Below are 20,348 nucleotides of genomic sequence, written 5' to 3'. Positions count from 1 at the left end.
GTTATGAAAAGGGCCGGAGAAATCCGGCCCTTTTTTTAATTCATGCGTTCCACAATCATTGCGATTCCCTGACCGCCGCCGATGCACAGCGTGGCAAGCCCAAGCGTTTGATCGCGTGCCTGTAGCGCATGCAGCAGCGTAACCAGAATTCGTGCGCCGCTGGCGCCAATAGGATGTCCCAGCGCAATAGCCCCGCCGTTGACGTTAACCTTTTGCGGATCGAACCCCAGCGTTTTGCCGACGGCAAGAAACTGCGCGGCAAATGCCTCGTTGGCTTCGATAAGATCGATATCGGACAGCTGCAGCCCGCTCAGCTGTAGCGCTTTTTGCGTGGCCGGAACCGGCCCCATCCCCATCATCGCCGGTGCCACGCCACCGCTGGCCCAGGCTTTGATCCGTGCCAGTGGTTTTAGCCCTGCCGCCAGCGCCGCAGACTCTTCCATTACCACTAATGCCGCCGCACCGTCGTTGATCCCCGAAGCATTGCCTGCGGTGACGGTTCCTGTTTTATCGAAGGCTGGGCGCAAGGCGGCGAGCCCTTCCGCCGTCGAGTCAGCTTTGGGGAACTCGTCGCGCTCAAAGATGATGGTTTTTTTACGAGACGACACGCTGACGGGCACGATTTCAGCCTCGAATGCGCCGGACGCGATTGCAGCCACGGCTTTACGCTGTGACTGCAGTGCCAGTTCATCCTGCATTTCGCGGCTGATGCCGTACTCTTTGGCGACATTTTCTGCGGTGATCCCCATGTGGTACCCATGCTCGGCGCAGATCAGGCCGTCGCGCAGAATAACGTCTGACAATTGCCCATCACCAAGACGATATCCCCAGCGGGCCTTTGCGTCTAACAGGTAGGGGGCCTGGCTCATGTTTTCCATCCCTCCCGCCACGATCGCCTGAGCTTGTCCTGCCTTAATTGCGAGGGCGGCAAGCGCTACGCTTTTCAGGCCCGAGCCGCACACTTTGTTGACGGTAAAGCCGCAAACGGTGTCGGACAGGCCGCTTTTTAACAATGCCTGACGCGCCGGATTTTGTCCGAGTCCTGACTGCAACACGTTGCCCATAATCACCTCGTCCACGCGTTGAGGGTCAAGGTGAGCACGCTCAAGGGCGGCTCTAATGACGGTGGCTCCAAGCTCGACGGCACCCGTTGTTGCCAGTGCGCCGTTAAAACTGCCGATTGCGGTACGTGCCGCGCTGACGATGACACAGTTTTTCATTTTTCAGTTCCTTTTAAGAAGTTGTTGCCGTCAGAACAGGGTCAATCCAATAACAAAAATGACGCCGGAGAAGAGCAGGGCGGTGATGCAGTACCCCATAATGTCGCGCACGCCCAGCCCGGCGATGGCCAGAGCCGGTAGCGCCCAGAATGGTTGTGCCATGTTCATCCACTGCTCCCCGTAGGCGATGGCCATCACTGATTTGCCAAGATCGGCACCCAGCGCCTGCGCCGCAGGCATGACGAACGGTCCCTGAATAACCCAATGGCCGCCGCCGGACGGCACGGCAAAGTTAATCAGCGCTGAACTGAAGAAGGTCATCAGCGGGAAGGTATCTTTGTTGGCGACGTTAATGAAAAACTCGGTAATAAGCCCGCCGAGACCGGAGTGCTCCATCATCAACTGAATACCGGCGTAGAAGGGGAATTGCACCAGAATCCCGGCGGTGCTACGTGCGGCAGCGCTGACGGCACGCATATAGGCCATCGGTGTTTTATGCAGCAGCAGACCGGCAATCATAAACATCAGGTTGACGGTATTGATGGTGATGTTGAAACCTTTCTCGGCAAAGTAGATGCCCAGATAGGCAATACCTAATGCACCGATGATCAGTGCCAGAATGCGGCTTTCTTCCAGTTTTTCCGATGGCGGCGCGTCTGGCGGCAGCGTCTTCTGAAAATCAGCTTCTTCCAGTAATAGTTTCGGATCGATGCTCACCACATCTGCAGGTTTTGGCGTCATCATGCGCGTGATGAACGGCATTACCACAATCAGCGCCACGGTGATGAAGATATTGAAGCCGGTGAAGAGAGTGTCCGCGACAGGAATTAACCCCGCTACGTGCTCGACCGGGTTGCCAGGCGTTGCCGCCAGCAAAGGCATTGAACCGGAAAAACCACCGCCCCAGGTCAGGAAGCCGATGTAGGCGCAGGCAATCAGTAACGGATAATCGGAACCCGGTACCCGACGAGCGACTTCGCGGGCGAACATCGCCCCGACCACCAGACCGAATCCCCAGTTGATAACGCAGGCAACCGAACCAAAAAAAGTGACCAGCATTACGCCCTGGGCGGGGGTTTTGGCAGCGGATGCCGCCGTACGCAGCAGGCTTTTCACCGGCCCGGAACTGGCTAACGCATGGCCGGTCACGATGATTAGCGCCATCTGCATACCAAACGCCAGCAGGTTCCAGAAACCGTCACCCCAGAATTTCACCATGCTGATGGGCGTCTGTGGCGTTAACCATAGCGCGATGCCGAAGGTCAGCAATGTTAGCAACATGGCGAAAATCAGCGGGTCGGGCAGCCAGCGGCTGACCACCCGTGTCATAAAGCGAGCGATGCGGCCAATCATGCGTCACCTCGCAGAATGAGCAGATCGTCGGCAATAGCAAACTGCGCTTCGGTTTTTTCACGCAGCGTGGCGATATCACATCCTTCGACAATTTCAGTTAGCCACATTTTGCCGTCAATAAAGCGGAATACGGCAAGTTCAGTGACCAGCATGTGCACAGCATGCTGCGCGGTGAGCGGCATGGTGCATTGCCGCAGGATTTTTGCTGAGCCGTCTTTCGCGCAATGCTCCATGGCGATAATGACTTTCCGCGCACCGGTCACCAGATCCATTGCGCCACCCATACCTGGCACCATTTTTCCCGGAACCACCCAGTTGGCAAGGTTTGCCTGCTCATCGACCTGTAACCCACCCAGCACACAGGCATCAACGTGACCGCCGCGAATCAACGCGAACGACATGGCGCTATCAAACATCGCTGCGCCTGGCAAAATACCGCACGGTTGGCCGCCCGCGTTCACCAGATCAGGATGCGCGGTGGTCACCGGGCCCAGTCCGAGAAAACCGTTCTCAGATTGCAGCGTAATGTGAATATCTGCAGGCAAGTAGTTGGCTACCATGGTTGGCAGGCCAATACCTAAGTTGACGATATCGCCATCGCGAAGCTCTTGCGCCACCCGGCGCGCAATACGTTGTTTAGCATCCATGATTAGCTCTCCTGTGGAATGACGATATGGTCGATAACGGCGCCGGGGGTAACAATCTGGTCAGGCTGCAGCTCACCTGTTTCAACCATTTCATCCGGTTCAACCAGCGTGATGTCAGCGGCGAGAGCAATCAGAGGGTTAAAGTTTCGGGCGCTGAGCTGGTAGGTGAGGTTGCCAAGCATGTCAGAGCGATGGGCGCGAATAAGCGCTAAATCGGCGCGCAATGGTCGTTCAAGCAGCCAGGTTTTGCCCTCGAGCGTGATGGTCTGCTTACCATCCTCCACGATGGTGCCAACGCCGGTAGGCGTCAGAAAACCACCAAGACCCGCGCCGCCGCAGCGAATTTGCTCGATTAGGGTACCTTGCGGAACCAACTGTACGTCCATCTCGCCGGCAATCATGCGACGACCGGTTTCCGGGTTGGTGCCAATGTGCGAGGCAATGACTTTGCTCACCCGCCCATTGACGATCAGTGGCCCGATACCGGTATCGACAAATGCAGTATCGTTAGCAATCAGCGTCAGATCTCTGACGCCGGATTCCAGCAGGGCTTCAACCAGACGAGGCGGTGTGCCAACCCCCATAAAACCACCGACCATGATGGTCATGCCGTCACGAAAGAAGCCTGCAGCGTCTTGTAAGGTAATCAGTTTTGTTTTCATTATGTTTCCCTTTTGCATACTCCATTTTGGGTACGCTCAGGGAAGTGCAAGCAGAATGCCAGGATGCTTTAAAAGATGCATTAATCTTTAGTTGTTTGAATTTATTAATGTATTTCTATGTTTCTAACGGGGAGGGAAAGCGAGGGGCTATGCAGAATTTTGCGCAGTGTGCAAAATTCTGCATAGCAAATTTGCGTATCAGGAACCCGAAGGGTCGATGCCGTACTCTTGTAATTTATACATCAGGGCGCGTCGGCTAATCCCCAGCATCAACGCCGTGCGGGTGCGGTTGCCATCCTGACTGTCGAGGACTTCGAGGATAATGCGTTTTTCCTCACGCTTAATCTCTTCTTTCAGATTGCGCTCCCCGGAGTGAGTTGGTCTTGTCTCTGTTGTGGTGCTCACCGGGTTGCGGAAAGCGTCGGGGAGATCGTCGGCAAAAATTATCGCGCCAGTATTCATAATGACGGCACGTTCGATGACGTTTGACAGTTCACGAATGTTACCTGGCCAGGGCCAGGCGGTGAGTATTGACATCGCCGTCGGGTCGATCTCGATGATATCGCGCTGATTTTCAGTGCTGAATTTTTGTAAAAAGTGGTTGGCGAGTAAGGCAATGTCTTCACGACGCTCGCGTAAGGGAGGCAAAGTCAAATGGATAACGTTGAGCCGGTAAAACAGGTCTTCGCGAAACGTTCCTTCCTTCACCATGGTTTGCAGGCGGCGGTTGGTGGCGGCGACGATGCGAATATCAACGCGAATGGTCTGGTGTCCGCCGATGCGTTCAAACTCTCTCTCCTGCAAAATACGCAGCAGTTTGGCCTGCAACACCAGCGGCATCTCACCAATTTCATCAAGCAACAACGTTCCCTGATGAGCGCGCTCGAACAACCCTTGACGCAACGTCTGCGCCCCGGTGAAAGCGCCTTTTTCATGACCAAATAGCTCGCTTTCCAGCAGCGACTCCGGCAGAGCCGCGCAGTTAACTTTGATAAATGGGCCATTGGCGCGTTTGCTGTTGTAGTGAATGGCGCGGGCGATCAGCTCTTTTCCTGTGCCGCTTTCACCGCTTATCAGGACATTTGCCTGTGAGAGGGCGATTTTCGCCGTGTCTTTACAGATATCCATCATACGCGGACTGTTGGTCAGAATATGCCCCCACTGCCAGCTGGTACTCAACGCTTTGTGTAGATTGCGGATTTCCTGTTTCATCTCCTGCAGTTGCAATGCGCGTTGAATCACCATGCTTAGCTCGTCGAGATCAAAGGGCTTAATCACGTAATCAAATGCTCCGCTACGTAGCGCTTCTACTGCGGTTTCGACTTCGGCGTAAGCGGTCATCAGAATGACGGGGATGCGTGGTTGTTGCGCGCGCATCACTTTCAGCGCGTCGATGCCGTCCATCTCCGGCATGCGAATATCCATCAGCACGACGTCTGGCTGCATTTCGCTAAACAGGTTCAGCGCGGCTTTCCCGTCGCTGGCGCAATGCGTTTCATGCCCTTGCAGGGAAAATGCGGTGGCAAGCATACGGCGAACATTTTCTTCATCATCAACGATGAGAATACGGTATGTCGTTTTCATTCTGACGGATTTCCCTGCGGGTTAAGAGGTAAAATCAGAGTGAATATCGCCCCACAGCCAGGTTGGCTGGTTACGTGGATATCCCCCTGATGCGCATTGATGATGCGCTGGCTCAGCGCCAGTCCAAGACCAGTGCCGGATGCTTTTGTCGTAAAAAAGGGATCGAATATTTTCTTCTGGATGGCGAGATCGATACCGTTGCCATTATCTTCAATCATCACGGCCTGTTGTGAGGCCGAGTATTGCCAGGTGCGAATGCGAATTTCGCCTCGTGCAGCGATCGCCTGTACTGCATTGATTAAAATGTTGAGGATCACCTGCTTGAGGAGTTCGCGATCGGCGACGATCGGCGGCAGGCTGGGATCTAATTCCGTGGTAAAACCAATCCGTGCCTGAAGGCCGGCGGTTTGTACCAGGATTAGCGTTTCTTCAATCAACGCATTGAGCTGAATCTGCTGCCACTGGCTTTGTCGCGGGCGTGAAAAATCTAACAGTTGTTGAATAACTTTATTGATGGAATCAATTTCGTTAAGCACAACAGATAAATACTCCTGATGTTCCGGCAAGGAGGTTTGCTGGCGGATGATCTGGACGTAGCCACGGATTGCGGTCAGCGGGTTTCTCACTTCATGCGCGACCCCGGCCATCAGTTCACCCAGAGTGGCGAGCCTTTCGGTTTGCGCCAACCGACGCTGGGTCTCTTTCCGGGCGGTTAAATCGGAGAAAATAACCAGCGCGCCAATCAGCTCACCGTGTGCGTTATGGATCCGACTGGTGGTAACACTTATCTCAATGGTGCGTTCACGTCCCGGAAAGCTAATCTCCTGAGCCACGTGTTCAGTACCGTGCTCAAGAGTATCCAGTACCGGGCTATGAAACTGCGTGTTGGCAAACAGCGTTGCATAGGATTGTCCGACCAGTTCATGCAGCGTGTAGCCAGTTATCTGCTCTGCCGCCGGGTTCATGGTGGTGACGTCACCTTGTCTGTCGATGGCGATCACACCATCTGCGGCATTTTCAATAATCAGATCGTTGAGGGTTTTGGTTTCCCGTAGCGTTTGCGCCAGTGCATTAACACTACGGCTGATTTGTCCCAGCTCGCCGGGGAGTTCAGGCAGTCGGGCGGGCGTTTTTTGTGCCAGCGTTGAGAGCCCATCAGTGATAATGTCGATATTCGCACTGAGTCGGCGTGAAAAATGCACGATCAGCAGCAGACTAAAGATGAGCCCGGTAACCAGTACGGCAATTATCCTGACGTCCATTCTCCAGGCCTGCTGGCGGATATCTTGGGTTAGCTCATTGGCCCAGATATACCCAATAACCTCTCCATGGCGCTCTATTGGGATCATAGAGTTGAGTATGTCGCCGCGCACCTGTCGCCCTGAATAGACCACTGGCGCATTGCTACTCATCACTTCGCGTCCCGGATGATCGTCGGTGATAGTGATACCTACATTGCTCTGATACAGCGCAGAGGGCGCGTAGGTGATAATGGCATCCAGCGCTTTGTGGTAATACCCTGCGCCAACGCCGGGAAACGCCCGGGTAATTCGCTCGGTAACGGGGGCTAACTCATGATTAAGCGCCCGAATGCGCTCTTCGCGCGGCAGGTTGTCGTAGTTGTTAAAGCTGTCGCCCAGCGCATCGTTTAGCAGGGCTATGACTGATGACAGTTTTTTCTCTTTTTCAGATAAGACTGCTGAACGGCCTTCAGTTTCTACGATATAACCTATGGATATCGTCGGAATGATGACCATCAGAATGGCCATCATGATCATTTGGTTGCGTAATCGTCGCGGATATAACCGACGAGCCAGCCATCTCAGGTCGCGCATTCTGACATCCATGCAGTGTTTTTCAGGCAAACGACGATTATCACGGGTTAGGACAATGGTTTCAGCGCGGTGTATCATATTCCCGTAAAGAGAGGGCATTGCGACGCCGGACATTTACCGCTACCTTAACCACACTCTATTAATGCCCTGAGGCGGAGCTTCGCCCCTTTGAAATACCTTGCTTCCGTTCATTCAACCCTAAAAGTCTCACGCTACCTGTTCAGAGCGTTGGCGCTCCTCATCTGGTGTCTGATCGCTTTTGCCTCCGTGTTCTACATTGTGAACGCGCTGCACCAGAGAGAGTCTGAGATCCATCAGGAGCTTAACCTCAGCTCCGATCAGGCCCAGCGTTATATCCAGCGCACATCAGATGTTATCAAAGAGCTGAAATATATTGCTGAGAATCGCTTAACGGCGGAAAACGGCGTGATGTCGCTGCGGGCGCGGGATGACAAAACCGTCGTACCTAACTTTGAGCCGCTGTTTGCCGACTCCGACTGTTCGGTGATGGGCAACGCCTGGCGAGGTTCTCTGGAGTCGCTGGCGTGGTTTATGCGCTACTGGCGCGACAATTTTTCTGCAGCCTATGATTTGAATCGCGTATTCCTGATCGGCAGCGATAATCTCTGTATGGCGAATTTTGGTCTGCGTGAGATGCCCGTCGAACGTGACCAGGCCCTGAAAGCGCTGCATGAGCGTATTATTAAGTATCGCAATGCGCCGCAGGATGAAAACGGTAATAACCTGTTCTGGATTAGCCAGGGGCCGCGTCCTGGAGTGGGCTATTTCTATGCGCTGACGCCGGTTTATCTTGCCAACCGTCTGCAGGCGCTGCTGGGCGTGGAACAACCTATTCGCATGGAGAACTTCTTCACGCCGGGCAGTTTGCCGATGGGGGTGACCATTCTCGATGAAAATGGCCATGCGCTGATTTCGCTCACCGGCCCTGAGGGGAATATTAAGGCTGAACCACGCTGGATGCAGGAGCGTTCCTGGTTTGGCTATACGCCGGGTTTTCGCGATCTGGTGCTGAAGAAAAATCTGCCGCCGTCATCGCTGAGCATTGTGTACTCTGTTCCGGTGGATCTGGTGCTGGAGCGGATCCGCATGATGATCCTGAACGCTATCCTGCTGAATGTGCTGGTCGGCGCGGCATTATTTATGCTCACGCGTATGTATGAGCGGCGCATTTTTATTCCTGCGGAAAGCGATGCTCAGCGCCTGGAGGAACACGAGCAATTTAACCGTAAAATCGTGGCTTCCGCGCCGGTGGGGATTTGTATTTTGCGCACGCTGGATGGCATTAACATCCTGAGTAATGAACTGGCGCATACCTATCTGAATATGCTGACGCATGAAGACCGGCAACGGTTAACGCAAATCATCTGCGGCCAGCAGGTCAATTTTGTCGATGTGCTGACCAGTAACAATACCAATCTTCAAATCAGCTTTGTGCATTCGCGCTATCGCAATGAAAACGTGGCAATTTGCGTCCTGGTTGACGTCAGCGCGCGCGTTAAAATGGAAGAGTCGTTGCAGGAGATGGCCCAGGCGGCGGAACAGGCGAGTCAGTCCAAATCGATGTTCCTTGCGACAGTGAGCCATGAGCTGCGCACGCCGCTGTATGGCATTATCGGTAACCTCGATTTGTTGCAAACCAAAGAGTTACCCAACGGGGTGGATCGCCTGGTGACGGCGATGAATAACTCTTCCAGCCTGCTGTTGAAAATTATCAGCGATATTCTCGATTTCTCGAAAATTGAATCTGAACAGTTGAAGATTGAACCGCGCGAGTTCTCACCGCGTGAAGTGATGAGCCATATTACGGCAAACTATCTGCCGCTGGTGGTGCGTAAGCAGTTGGGATTGTACTGTTTTATCGACCCGGATGTGCCCGTCGCGTTGAATGGCGATCCTATGCGTTTACAGCAGGTGATCTCCAATCTGCTGAGTAACGCGATCAAGTTTACCGATACCGGCTGCATTGTGCTGCATGTGCAGTGTGACGGTGATTACCTCAGTATCCGTGTGCGTGATACCGGGGTGGGGATCCCCGCCAAAGAAGTGGTCCGTTTGTTCGATCCTTTCTTCCAGGTGGGCACTGGCGTACAGCGTAATTTCCAGGGAACCGGGCTCGGTTTGGCTATCTGTGAAAAACTGATCAGCATGATGGATGGCGATATTTCCGTTGATTCAGAACCGGGAATGGGCAGCCAGTTTACGCTCCGTATTCCTCTTTATGGCGCCCAGTATCCGCAGAAAAAAGGCGTAGAAGGACTGGCAGGTACCCGTTGCTGGCTGGCGGTGCGTAACGCATCGCTGTATCGCTTTGTCGAATCCAGTCTGACGCGTAACGGGGTGAGGGTGCTGCGTTATGAGGGGCAGCACCCGGACGCTGATGACTTGTTGGTTGCCGACGATGTGCTGGAACAGGCGTGGCAAGGACGTGCCGCGGTGATTTTCTGCCGTCGCCATATTGGGATTCCGTTAGAAAGGGGGCCAGGGGAGTGGGTGCACAGCGTGGCGTCACCGCACGAACTGCCCGCGCTGCTGGCGCATATTTACAGCGTTGATCTGGGGAGTGAAGAACTCTCCACGGCGCTCCCTGCCCCGGATAAAGTCGGCGCGACCAATGATGACATGATGATACTGGTGGTCGACGATCATCCTATCAACCGGCGTTTACTGGCCGATCAACTGGGATCGTTGGGATATCAGTGTAAAACGGCGAATGACGGTGTCGATGCGCTCAATGTACTGAGTAAAAACCATATCGACATCGTGCTGAGCGACGTCAACATGCCAAATATGGATGGTTATCGCCTGACTCAGCGCATCCGCCAGTTAGGTTTAACGTTGCCGGTTGTGGGCGTGACGGCAAACGCGCTGGCTGAAGAGAAGCAGCGTTGTCTGGAATCCGGTATGGATAGCTGTCTTTCCAAGCCAGTGACATTGGATGTATTGAAGCAAACTCTGACGGTCTATGCGGAAAGAGTGAGGAATGCGCGGGGATAAGAGATCTCTTATCAGACCTACGAAACAAGTTGTTCGTAGGTCTGATAAACGCAGTGCCATCGGCAGTTACTTACTCTTTATCTGAAGGACTCAGCGTCACGGAAGAGAGATAATTCAACAGTGCGATATCGTTTTCCACACCGAGTTTCATCATCGCCGATTTTTTCTGGCTGCTGATGGTTTTAATACTGCGGTTGAGCTTTTTGGCAATTTCCGTAACCAGAAAACCTTCGGCAAACAGACGCAGAACTTCACTCTCTTTCGGTGACAGACGTTTGTCGCCATAGCCACTGGCGCTGATTTTCTCCAGCAGACGAGAAACGCTTTCCGGAGTAAATTTCTTCCCTTTTTGCAGCGCGGCCAGCGCTTTCGGCAGGTCTGTTGGCGCGCCTTGCTTCAGGACAATCCCTTCAATATCGAGATCCAGTACCGCGCTCAGGATGGCCGGGTTATTGTTCATGGTCAGAACAATAATCGACAGGCTCGGGAAATGGCGCTTGATGTATTTAATTAACGTGATCCCATCACCGTATTTATCTCCCGGCATGGAGAGGTCGGTAATCAACACATGAGCATCTAACTTAGGCAAATTGTTGATCAGTGCTGTGGAGTCTTCAAATTCGCCGACAACATTTACCCACTCGATCTGTTCAAGTGATTTACGAATACCGAACAGTACAATCGGGTGGTCATCGGCAATAATTACGTTCATAGTGTTCATGTATTGGGCTACCTTGCTACAGCAAGCTCTTGACGTATGCGTCAATGTCGCTGATGTATTTTTCTATACCTGGAGCATCTTTCTCTTGAATAAGATGTTCCAGCGCTTCACATAACTGCTTGCCGGGTACCAGATTAAGCATGGCAAACACGCCTTTCAGGCGATGAGCCGTTTGGGCTAACGCAGCGAAATCACTGATTGCTGCCTCAGTATACAACCTCTTAACATCATCCGGTACTGTGTCAACAAAGAGTGCATAGTAACCGCTGGCATGAAGTTCGGCGTTTTCATCTCCGCCGAGGGGGAGCTCCTGGAGCTCTTCTTGTGCCAACTGCTCTTCTATCAGCTCGAGGACAGCTTCCTGCATAGCATTGCTCATATTAAAGTTGACGCGCAGCTGACCGGGGCCAATTTTCCGTACGCCAGACTCATCATCGCTTAAAAGCAAGCCCGAGGCAGTAAGATTAGACGGATTATCTGTTAAAAAGAGATCATATTCTTGACTATTCAACCGTTCGTCGGGCGTGATGCAGGTTGCTCCCCAGTTTTCCAGTTGACGTAATACGATGCTCCGTACGTCATTAGAGGTCACATCAACCATTACGCAGACGTCATCTAACAGGCGCTCTTCACTATCAGCATGTTGATCGTGCAGTGGCATTTTAACATGGACTATATAACGTGTTCCAAGCTCTTCCCGCGCTTTAATGTTCAGGTGTCCACCCAGCTTACGGGCTAACTGATCGCACAGCCAAAACGTCAACGGGTTGGCTTTGCCATAACGATCGCCTTGTGTGTCATTAATGAATGGGAAATGCAGGTTATCAACTTCCTGTAACGTGACGCCTTCCCCGGTATCCAGAATGCGGAAGGTCAGACGTTCAGCCTCCGATTCATCCTGGTCGACTTCCAGCGTGATTTTACCAATCTGCGTGGTGGTTACCGCATATTGAATCAGCAGCAGCAAAATACGACGTAGGGCATCGCGGTCGCCACGGCGTTCGTCATGAGCGCTAAGGTGATTTTTAATCAGTAGCTGCAGCCCTTTACGCTTAATGGCCGGCAACACCTCCGGGACCACGTCGTCAATCAACGCCTGTACGGAAAACAGCGTTGATTCACCTTTCCAGGCGTCGCTTTCCAGCAAGTTAGCCAACTGGATTTCATCCACCATGCGAACCAAAACGTCAGCCTGATTGGCCAGTTTTTGGCTGTCGGGGGTATTGAGCGCGGCGGCATTAGCAGCCAGTGTTTTAGCCGGGTCTTTCAGCGCATTACCAATATTCTGCATAAAGGCTGCGCGAGCCTGTTGGTTTTTCTCATACAGCCGTTGCGCTTGCTTCAACTTTTTATTAACCAGTACTTCACGGTCCTGGTCACGAATGATAAAGATCTGGGTTCGCGATGAGATCTGGCTGCGAAATAGCCTGATTTCATATAGCTCATTATTGATAGTGGCCTGAATGACGCCCTGATGCTGCTCCGCCATATTGGTAATGTTTTGCAGATTTAAATGCGGCAGCAGGTGGTCGGCAATTTTATTGCTAATTACCGTGCGGTTGGCTTCTTGATCGTGCACCAGTAATCCCAGCGGCAGCAGGGAAACAATCTCTTCATTGATCGCACGCAGGATCCGCAGTTCATTATTTGCCGCAAGATTTGGCGCCACTTCGGTTGAACGGGCAGGGAGGTGACGAAAGGTGGTATAACCAAACAGCGCCAGAGCCAGCAACGCGATGTTCAGTAACAGCGGCAGAAGAATGTTTTGCAGCGTATCAAGTAACAATGAGCCAAACGGAACCTGCCAGACCAGCCGCATATCCGTTGAGTCCAGCGCCGATGAGATCTCAATTTTACTGTTGTTGAAGCTAATACTGACGCTGTCAGGCGACTCTTTTTCATTGACGTGTTCAGTCGTTGAACTGGCATCAGGGACCAGATGGAAACTGTCCAGCGGCATGCCGGCAGGGATCAGGTCATTAATCGGCAGGTCAAAGGCGACAACCGTTGCCAGATGTCCCGGCTGATTAAAGGTCGTGCGCAGCGTGAAGTAATGTCCGTTTTGCCAGACCAGACGGCGCAGCGACGAGAAGCTTTCGCGCTCATCCAGCGCATTGGCCTGCTGCAGCATTTCAGCGCGCCGGGAGTCGACAATATTACCGATCGTCGATTCCTTAAAGCCGGAAGTCAGATCTTTCAGCGGCAATGTTGAGATAAGGATCAGGCTATTGTCCTGACCATTGAGGTAATACATTGACCATGGAATATTTTCCGCGCCCCATAGCGTATCCAGATAGGTTGAGATTCGTTGGGTCATCTCCAGCGTAGAGCTGTCATGCGAGCCGAAAATCAGCGCCTCGGTTTTTCTGCGAGGTTTTTCAAGATAGTAGACATCTTGTTTCAGGCGAGTTTCCTGCAGCCCTTCTGCGCCAGGCGAGCTGGGCGTGGCAGCAATATTGTCATAAATTTGCCAGGTCACGTATCGCCAGGTATCGACCCTTTTATGAATGGCATGGGTGATATCGACAATCTGATAGCTCTTATCCTTTAGCCAGGTATTGACGGCGCTCTGGACCATGACGCCCATCATCACCAACAGCACCACGATCAGTAATAAGAAGTAACGGGTAATATTTCCCGGTAGGAGAGAGAATCGGGTAGAAGCCGTTGTGTCAGACTGACTCATTCGTGTTTATGACCTGTTAAACGACGCGAAACATGAAGGGGCAGTATAAAGGGTAATGTATGAATTGCCATACCTGGAGCATGCGACAGAGTTTGCATTGTCTGCGCCGCATTTTGCTGTAACCCCCGATGATGCAAAGATGTACAGCGAAGAATAGCGGGTACAAATATTTTGTAGTGAATGTATACATTTAGCATTAAATAACAAGAAATTAATAATAAGGTTTATTTCTGATCTCAACGTGACGGGATGGTTAATAGACGTGATAGTTGTTCATCGGTAGCACAGAACAGTCAGCTTTGTGTAAAGAAGAGTAAAAAAAAACCGAACGCAGAGCATTCGGCTGAAATAGGGGTAAACAGACATTCATGAATGAATGACGGTAATAAATAAAGTTAATGATGATAGCGAGTCTATTTTAGTTGCGAGTGAAGATTTTTTTTTATCATTCAGTGCTATGGTTTTGATTTGTTTAATTAATTGATTTATATGTATTTTATAATAATTCTTGACTATTTGTGCTTATTCTCTCCATTTTCTTAATTAAAAAAGTTCCCTTTTGTTAATATTTTGAAACATCTACATAGATAAATGAAACATCTTTAAAGTATTAGTATCATATTCGTGTTGGATTATTCTGTGTTTTTGCGGAGAATGAAGTTGCCGACTGGTTAATGAGGGTTAGCCAGTGAGCAGTGGCATAAAAAAGCAATAAAGGCATATAACAGAGGGTTAATAACATGAAAGTTAAAGTACTGTCCCTCCTGGTACCGGCTCTGCTGGTAGCAGGCGCAGCAAATGCGGCTGAAATTTACAACAAAGACGGCAACAAATTAGACCTGTACGGTAAAGTCGATGGTCTGCACTATTTCTCCGACAACAAAGGTGATGATGGTGACAAGACCTATATGCGTATCGGCTTCAAAGGCGAAACCCAGGTTAATGACCAACTGACCGGTTACGGCCAGTGGGAATACCAGATTCAAGGCAACCAGAGTGAAGCCAGCAACGACGCCTGGACGCGTGTGGCATTTGCAGGTCTGAAATTCGCGGATGCAGGTTCTTTCGACTACGGTCGTAACTACGGTGTAACTTATGATGTAACGTCCTGGACCGACGTTCTGCCGGAATTTGGCGGTGACACCTATGGTGCGGACAACTTCATGCAGCAGCGTGGTAACGGTTATGCGACCTACCGTAACACTGATTTCTTTGGCCTAGTTGATGGCCTGAACTTTGCCCTGCAGTACCAGGGTAAAAACGGCAGCGTTAGCGGTGAAAACGTAAGTGGCCGCAGCCTGCTGACTCAGAACGGCGACGGTTACGGCGGATCTGTGACCTATGATATCGGCGCTGGCTTTGGTATCGGTGGTGCTATCACGACGTCTAAACGTACTGCTGATCAGAATGCGACACGCGCTGCTCTCTTTGGCAATGGCGATCGTGCAACCGTTTATACAGGTGGTCTGAAATACGACGCCAATAATGTTTACCTGGCTGCACAGTACTCTCAGTCCTATAACGCGACCCGTTTTGGTACCTCTAACGGTAGCAATCCGACTGCTGCCTATGGCTTTGCCGATAAAGCACAGAACTTTGAAGTTGTGGCGCAGTACCAGTTTGATTTCGGTCTGCGTCCATCCGTGGCTTACCTGCAGTCCAAAGGTAAAGACATTAACAATGGCTTCACAAACTACGGTGACCAGGACATCGTGAAATATGTTGATGTTGGCGCAACCTACTACTTCAACAAAAACATGTCCACCTATGTTGATTACAAAATCAACCTGCTGGATGACAACAACTTTACACGTGATGCTGGTATCGCTACCGATGATATCGTAGCACTGGGCCTGGTTTACCAGTTCTAATCTGCGTTCATGTTGTTAAAAGGCCCTACGGGGCCTTTTTTAATGCTTTTTTTTCGCCGTACAAACAACGATTTTTGGTGTACTCTTGCGCCCGTTCGCATGAGGATAATTACGTATGGAAATGAATTTTTATCGCGCAGCGCTACTGGCTGTGACGATCTTTTTTGTCGGGTGCGATGAGGCCCCGAAACCGGCTCAGACCACACAATCCGCCACCGTTCTGGAAGGTAAAACGATGGGCACCTTCTGGCGGGTCAGCGCGGTGGGCGTGGATGCCAAACGCGCCAGGGAGTTGCAGGAGAAGATCCAGACTCAGCTTGATGCTGACGATCAGCTTCTTTCAACCTATAAAAATGATTCTGCCCTGATGCGCTTTAATCTGTCGAAAAGCCTGTCGCCGTGGCCGGTTAATGACGCTATGGCGGATATCGTCACGTCGGCGCTGAGAATTGGCGCGAAAACCGATGGGGCGATGGATATCACCGTGGGACCGTTGGTCAACCTGTGGGGTTTTGGTCCGGATCAGCAACCCGTGCACATTCCTACTCAGGCGCAAATTGATGCCGCAAAAGCGCAAACCGGACTTTCACATCTGAAGGTAGTGAATGAGGCGCAACGCAACTACCTGCAAAAAGACTTGCCGGATCTGTATGTGGATCTGTCTACCGTTGGTGAAGGTTATGCCGCCGATCATCTGGCGCGACTGATGGAGCAAGAGGGGATCGCCCGTTATCTGGTTTCCGTTGGCGGTGCGCTAAACAGTCGTGGTATGAATGCGGAAGGACATCCATGGCGGGTGGCGATCCAGAAACCCACCGATCGTGAAAACGCGGTGCAAGCGGTTGTCGACATTAACGGGCACGGCATCAGCACCTCCGGTAGCTACCGTAACTATTACGAGCTGGACGGTAAACGCCTGTCGCATGTTATCGATCCGCAAACCGGTCGTCCGATCGAACATAATCTGGTGTCTGTGACGGTGATAGCCCCTACGGCGCTGGAGGCTGACGGCTGGGATACCGGTTTGATGGTGCTCGGCCCGGAAAAGGCCAAAGAAGTGGTGCGTCGTGAAGGGCTGGCGGTGTATATGATTGTGAAAGAGGGGCAAGGGTTTAAAACCTGGATGTCGCCGCAGTTTAAAAGCTTTCTGCTCAGCGAAAAAAATTAAAAAGCAAGATTGCGGGTTTTTATACCTGGCTATCAGGACACACTGAGGCTAAGCGCTATGCTTAACAAAGGAGTCCATAATGAAAAGTCGTTTACGCATAACTGATGATGACCGCTGGCAGTCTGTTGTGGATCGTGATGCTGACGCCGACGGTCAGTTTGTTTTCGCCGTCCACACCACCGGTATTTTCTGCCGTCCGTCCTGTCGGGCGAGGCATGCGCTGCGCAAAAATGTCAGTTTCTTTGCTGATGCCGAGCAGGCGCAGGCCGCCGGGTTTCGGCCCTGTAAACGCTGCCAGCCGGATAAAGATAGTGCGCAGCAGCATCGGCTGGACAAAATAGCCCACGCCTGTCAGTTGCTGGAGCAGGAGTCGCCTCTCACGCTGGATGACCTGGCGCAGCAGGTGGCGATGAGTCCGTATCATTTACATCGCTTGTTTAAAGCCACGACGGGCATGACCCCGAAAGCGTGGCAGCAGTCCTGGCGCGCTCGTCGTCTGCGCGATGCCCTGGCAAAAGGGGCACCAGTAACCCAGGCGATTCTGAACGCCGGATTCCCCGACAGCAGCAGCTATTACCGACAAGCGGATCAGGCACTAGGGATGACCGCCAGGCAATTTCGCAAAGGCGGCGACAACGTTTCTGTGCGCTATACCCTGGCAGATTGCGCCCTGGGTCGTTGCCTGGTGGCGGAAAGCGAACGCGGTATCTGCGCGATCTTGTTGGGTGATGATGATGCTACATTGGTTGCGGAACTGCATGAGCTGTTTCCCGCCGCTCAGGATGAAGCAGCCGATGCCGATTTCCAGCAGCATGTGCGTGAAGTCATCGCCGTGATTAATACGCGCAATACGTCGTTGTCTCTGCCGCTGGATATTCGCGGGACCGCATTCCAGCTGCAGGTGTGGCAAGCGCTGCGCGCAATCCCATGTGGTAAGACGGTTAGCTACCAGCAGTTAGCCAGCGCCATCGGCAAACCGAAAGCGGTACGCGCGGTGGCCAGCGCCTGCGGAGCTAACAAACTGGCGATTGTCATCCCGTGTCACCGGGTGATCCGCAATGATGGTGCGCTTTCGGGCTACCGCTGGGGTATTGCGCGCAAAGCGCAGTTACTGCAACGAGAAACCACTGGGGAGGAAACGTAATGCTTGATCTCTTTGCGGATGAGAAACCCTGGCAAGAACCGCTGGCATCCGGCGCGGTAATTTTGCGACGTTTTGCCTTTGAGTCCGCACCGTCTTTACTGCAGGCGATCGCGGCTGTCGCCAGACAGTCGCCGTTTCGCCAGATGGTGACGCCCGGCGGTTACACGATGTCGGTGGCGATGACCAACTGCGGTCATTTGGGCTGGACGACGGATCAACATGGCTACCTTTATTCACCGTTTGACCCGCTATCCGGTACGCCCTGGCCGCCGATGCCGGATACTTTCGCGGACCTGTGCCAGTTGGCGTCAACCGCAGCGGGCTATGCTGATTTTCAACCCGATGCCTGCCTGATTAACCGCTACACGCCAGGGGCGAAACTGTCATTACATCAGGATAAAGACGAACCTGACCTGCGGGCGCCTATCGTTTCTGTCTCGCTGGGGTTACCAGCCATCTTTCAGTTTGGCGGTTTGCGCCGTAATGACCCTTTAAAACGTTTACTGCTGGAGCATGGCGATGTCGTGGTATGGGGTGGGAACTCACGGTTGTTTTATCATGGGATCCAGCCACTTAAGACAGGGTATCATCCGTTAACCGGTGACTGTCGTTACAATCTGACGTTTCGCCAGGCTGGTAAAAAAGAATAAAAATAAGAATTATTATTGCTGTCGGCAAAGAGATGTTTAAACTGCGGGCTGTTATTACTTGTCCGGGTTGTTTGCATGGAACTTTTACTTCTTGTCTGGCGGCAGTATCGCTGGCCATTTATCAGCGTCATGGCGCTCAGCCTCGCCAGCGCTGCGTTGGGAATTGGTTTGATTGCGTTTATTAACCAGCGCCTGATTGAAACGGTCGACACCACGTTGATGGTGCTACCGGAGTTTCTTGGCCTGCTGCTGCTGTTGATGGTTGTCACCCTCGGCTCACAGCTGGCGTTAACCACGCTGGGACACCACTTTGTTTACCGCCTGCGTAGTGAATTTATCAAGCGTATTCTGGACACCCACGTCGAGCGTATCGAACAGCTTGGCAGCGCCTCGTTGCTGGCCGGTTTAACCAGCGATATCCGCAACATCACCATCGCTTTTGTCCGTCTGCCTGAGCTGGTGCAGGGGATTATCTTGACCATCGGGTCGGCGGCGTATCTGGCGATGCTATCAACCAAAATGCTGCTGGTGACGGCAATCTGGGTGGCAATCACCATCTGGGGCGGATTTGTGCTGGTTGCGCGGGTATATAAACATATGGCGACCCTGCGCGAAACAGAAGACAAATTGTACAATGATTACCAGACGGTGTTGGAAGGGCGCAAAGAGTTGACGCTCAACCGCGAGCGCGCCGAGCATATCTTTAATCAGTTATACGTCCCGGATGCCAAAGAGTATCGTCACCATATTATCCGCGCCGATACCTTCCACCTCAGCGCGGTGAACTGGTCGAACATTATGATGCTGGGCGCCATTGGCCTGGTGTTCTGGATGGCTAACAATCTGGGCTGGGCGGATACCGCCGTGGCGGCGACCTATTCGCTGACGCTGTTATTCCTGCGTACGCCACTGCTTTCTGCTGTTGGCGCATTGCCGACGCTGCTCACTGCACAGGTCGCTTTCAACAAGCTGAATAAGTTCTCACTGGCGCCCTTTAAGGCCGAATTCCCGCGCCCAACCGCGTTTCCGGACTGGCAAACGTTGGAATTACGTAACGTGGTTTTCCACTATCAGGATAATGCGTTCTCTGTCGGGCCGGTAAATCTGACTATTCGTCGCGGGGAACTGATCTTCCTGATTGGCGGCAATGGTAGCGGGAAATCCACACTGGCTATGTTACTCACCGGGTTGTATCAGCCGCAGTCAGGCGAGATCCTGCTCGACGGCAAAGCGGTTGCTGTCGAAAAACCAGAGGACTATCGCAAGCTGTTCTCCGCCGTGTTTACTGACGTCTGGCTATTCGACAAACTGCTCGGTCCGGAAGGTAAAGAGGCCGATCCGGCGCTGGTGGCGAAGTGGCTGGAACATCTGAAGATGGGTCACAAGCTTGAGCTGAACGATGGGCGTATTCTCAATCTCAAGCTGTCGAAAGGGCAGAAAAAACGCGTGGCGCTGCTGCTGGCGCTGGCGGAGGAGCGCGACATTATTCTGCTGGATGAATGGGCTGCCGATCAGGACCCGCACTTCCGCCGTGAGTTCTATCAGGTGTTATTGCCGCTGATGCAGGAAATGGGTAAAACCATCTTCGCTATTAGCCATGACGATCACTATTTTATTCACGCCGATCGTCTGTTGGAGATGCGTAACGGACAGTTAAGTGAACTCGTGGGCGATGAGCGTGACGCCGCCTCGCGAGATGCCGTCGCTCGTACTGCGTAATCCCAGCAACCGCCGGTTTTTTATCCGCCCGGCGGTTGCGTTTATTGTTATTTACATAAATCGGCATCATGAT

General features: G+C 52.4%; 13 protein-coding genes and 1 pseudogene. 6 read left to right on the top strand and 8 right to left on the bottom strand.

Annotation, left to right across the window (positions count from 1 at the left end; translation table 11 throughout):
* Nucleotides 1-35 precede the first annotated feature (35 nt).
* The 6 genes from FDW92_RS06085 to atoS form a co-directional block, all read right to left on the bottom strand.
* Nucleotides 36-1,220 (bottom strand): acetyl-CoA C-acetyltransferase, encoded by a 1,185-nt coding sequence (locus FDW92_RS06085; protein ID WP_042307156.1) that lies wholly within the window; start codon nt 1,218-1,220, stop codon nt 36-38.
* Between the two features lie 30 nt (nt 1,221-1,250).
* Nucleotides 1,251-2,573, bottom strand: a complete 1,323-nt coding sequence (locus tag FDW92_RS06080) for a TIGR00366 family protein (protein WP_042307159.1) — start codon at nt 2,571-2,573, stop codon at nt 1,251-1,253.
* A complete protein-coding gene (locus FDW92_RS06075; RefSeq protein WP_038642222.1) occupies nt 2,570-3,220 on the bottom strand; it encodes a 3-oxoacid CoA-transferase subunit B in 651 nt (216 codons plus the stop codon). Before FDW92_RS06075 ends, FDW92_RS06080 begins: the two co-directional genes overlap by 4 nt.
* Before the next feature lie 2 nt (nt 3,221-3,222).
* Nucleotides 3,223-3,882, bottom strand: coding sequence for an acetate CoA-transferase subunit alpha (gene atoD / locus FDW92_RS06070; RefSeq protein ID WP_038642220.1), 660 nt, complete (start codon nt 3,880-3,882; stop codon nt 3,223-3,225).
* Nucleotides 3,883-4,080: 198 nt separating this feature from the next.
* Complete coding sequence (atoC, locus tag FDW92_RS06065; protein WP_042307162.1) at nt 4,081-5,466, bottom strand: acetoacetate metabolism transcriptional regulator AtoC; 1,386 nt, start codon at nt 5,464-5,466, stop codon at nt 4,081-4,083.
* On the bottom strand, nt 5,463-7,301 hold the full coding sequence (gene atoS, locus FDW92_RS06060; protein ID WP_042307221.1) for a two-component system sensor histidine kinase AtoS: 1,839 nt from the start codon (nt 7,299-7,301) through the stop codon (nt 5,463-5,465). Before atoS ends, atoC begins: the two co-directional genes overlap by 4 nt.
* 168 nt (nt 7,302-7,469) lie before the next feature.
* Between atoS and rcsC the strand changes: the two genes are divergently transcribed.
* Complete coding sequence (gene rcsC, locus FDW92_RS06055; RefSeq protein ID WP_042307163.1) at nt 7,470-10,316, top strand: two-component system sensor histidine kinase RcsC; 2,847 nt, start codon at nt 7,470-7,472, stop codon at nt 10,314-10,316.
* A 70-nt stretch (nt 10,317-10,386) separates the two neighbouring features.
* On the opposite strand, the gene rcsB is transcribed toward rcsC, so the two are convergent.
* On the bottom strand, nt 10,387-11,037 hold the full coding sequence (rcsB, locus tag FDW92_RS06050) for a response regulator transcription factor RcsB (RefSeq protein ID WP_003027592.1): 651 nt from the start codon (nt 11,035-11,037) through the stop codon (nt 10,387-10,389).
* A gap of 16 nt (nt 11,038-11,053) precedes the next feature.
* The gene (gene rcsD / locus FDW92_RS06045; protein WP_042307165.1) at nt 11,054-13,723 is read right to left on the bottom strand and encodes a phosphotransferase RcsD; all 2,670 of its coding nucleotides are present in this window, start codon (nt 13,721-13,723) and stop codon (nt 11,054-11,056) included.
* 740 nt (nt 13,724-14,463) lie between these two features.
* Here rcsD and FDW92_RS06040 point away from each other — a divergent pair.
* From FDW92_RS06040 to FDW92_RS06015, 5 genes and pseudogenes are all read left to right on the top strand, one after another.
* On the top strand, nt 14,464-15,594 hold the full coding sequence (locus FDW92_RS06040; protein WP_042307167.1) for a porin OmpC: 1,131 nt from the start codon (nt 14,464-14,466) through the stop codon (nt 15,592-15,594).
* A gap of 115 nt (nt 15,595-15,709) precedes the next feature.
* Entirely contained in the window at nt 15,710-16,762 is a 1,053-nt protein-coding gene (gene apbE / locus FDW92_RS06030) for an FAD:protein FMN transferase ApbE (protein WP_042307169.1), read from the top strand.
* 79 nt (nt 16,763-16,841) lie between these two features.
* On the top strand, nt 16,842-17,906 hold the full coding sequence (gene ada, locus FDW92_RS06025) for a bifunctional DNA-binding transcriptional regulator/O6-methylguanine-DNA methyltransferase Ada (RefSeq protein WP_042307171.1): 1,065 nt from the start codon (nt 16,842-16,844) through the stop codon (nt 17,904-17,906).
* A pseudogene (gene alkB, locus FDW92_RS06020) lies at nt 17,906-18,596 on the top strand (DNA oxidative demethylase AlkB). Before ada ends, alkB begins: the two are co-directional and overlap by 1 nt.
* Before the next feature lie 35 nt (nt 18,597-18,631).
* Entirely contained in the window at nt 18,632-20,275 is a 1,644-nt protein-coding gene (locus FDW92_RS06015; RefSeq protein ID WP_042307175.1) for a multidrug ABC transporter permease/ATP-binding protein, read from the top strand.
* Nucleotides 20,276-20,348: the final 73 nt, after the last annotated feature.

It is taken from the genome of Citrobacter sp. wls706 (genome assembly GCF_005281305.1).
GTDB lineage: Bacteria > Pseudomonadota > Gammaproteobacteria > Enterobacterales > Enterobacteriaceae > Citrobacter > Citrobacter werkmanii.
This window is presented reverse-complemented; position numbering and strand designations above follow the sequence as displayed.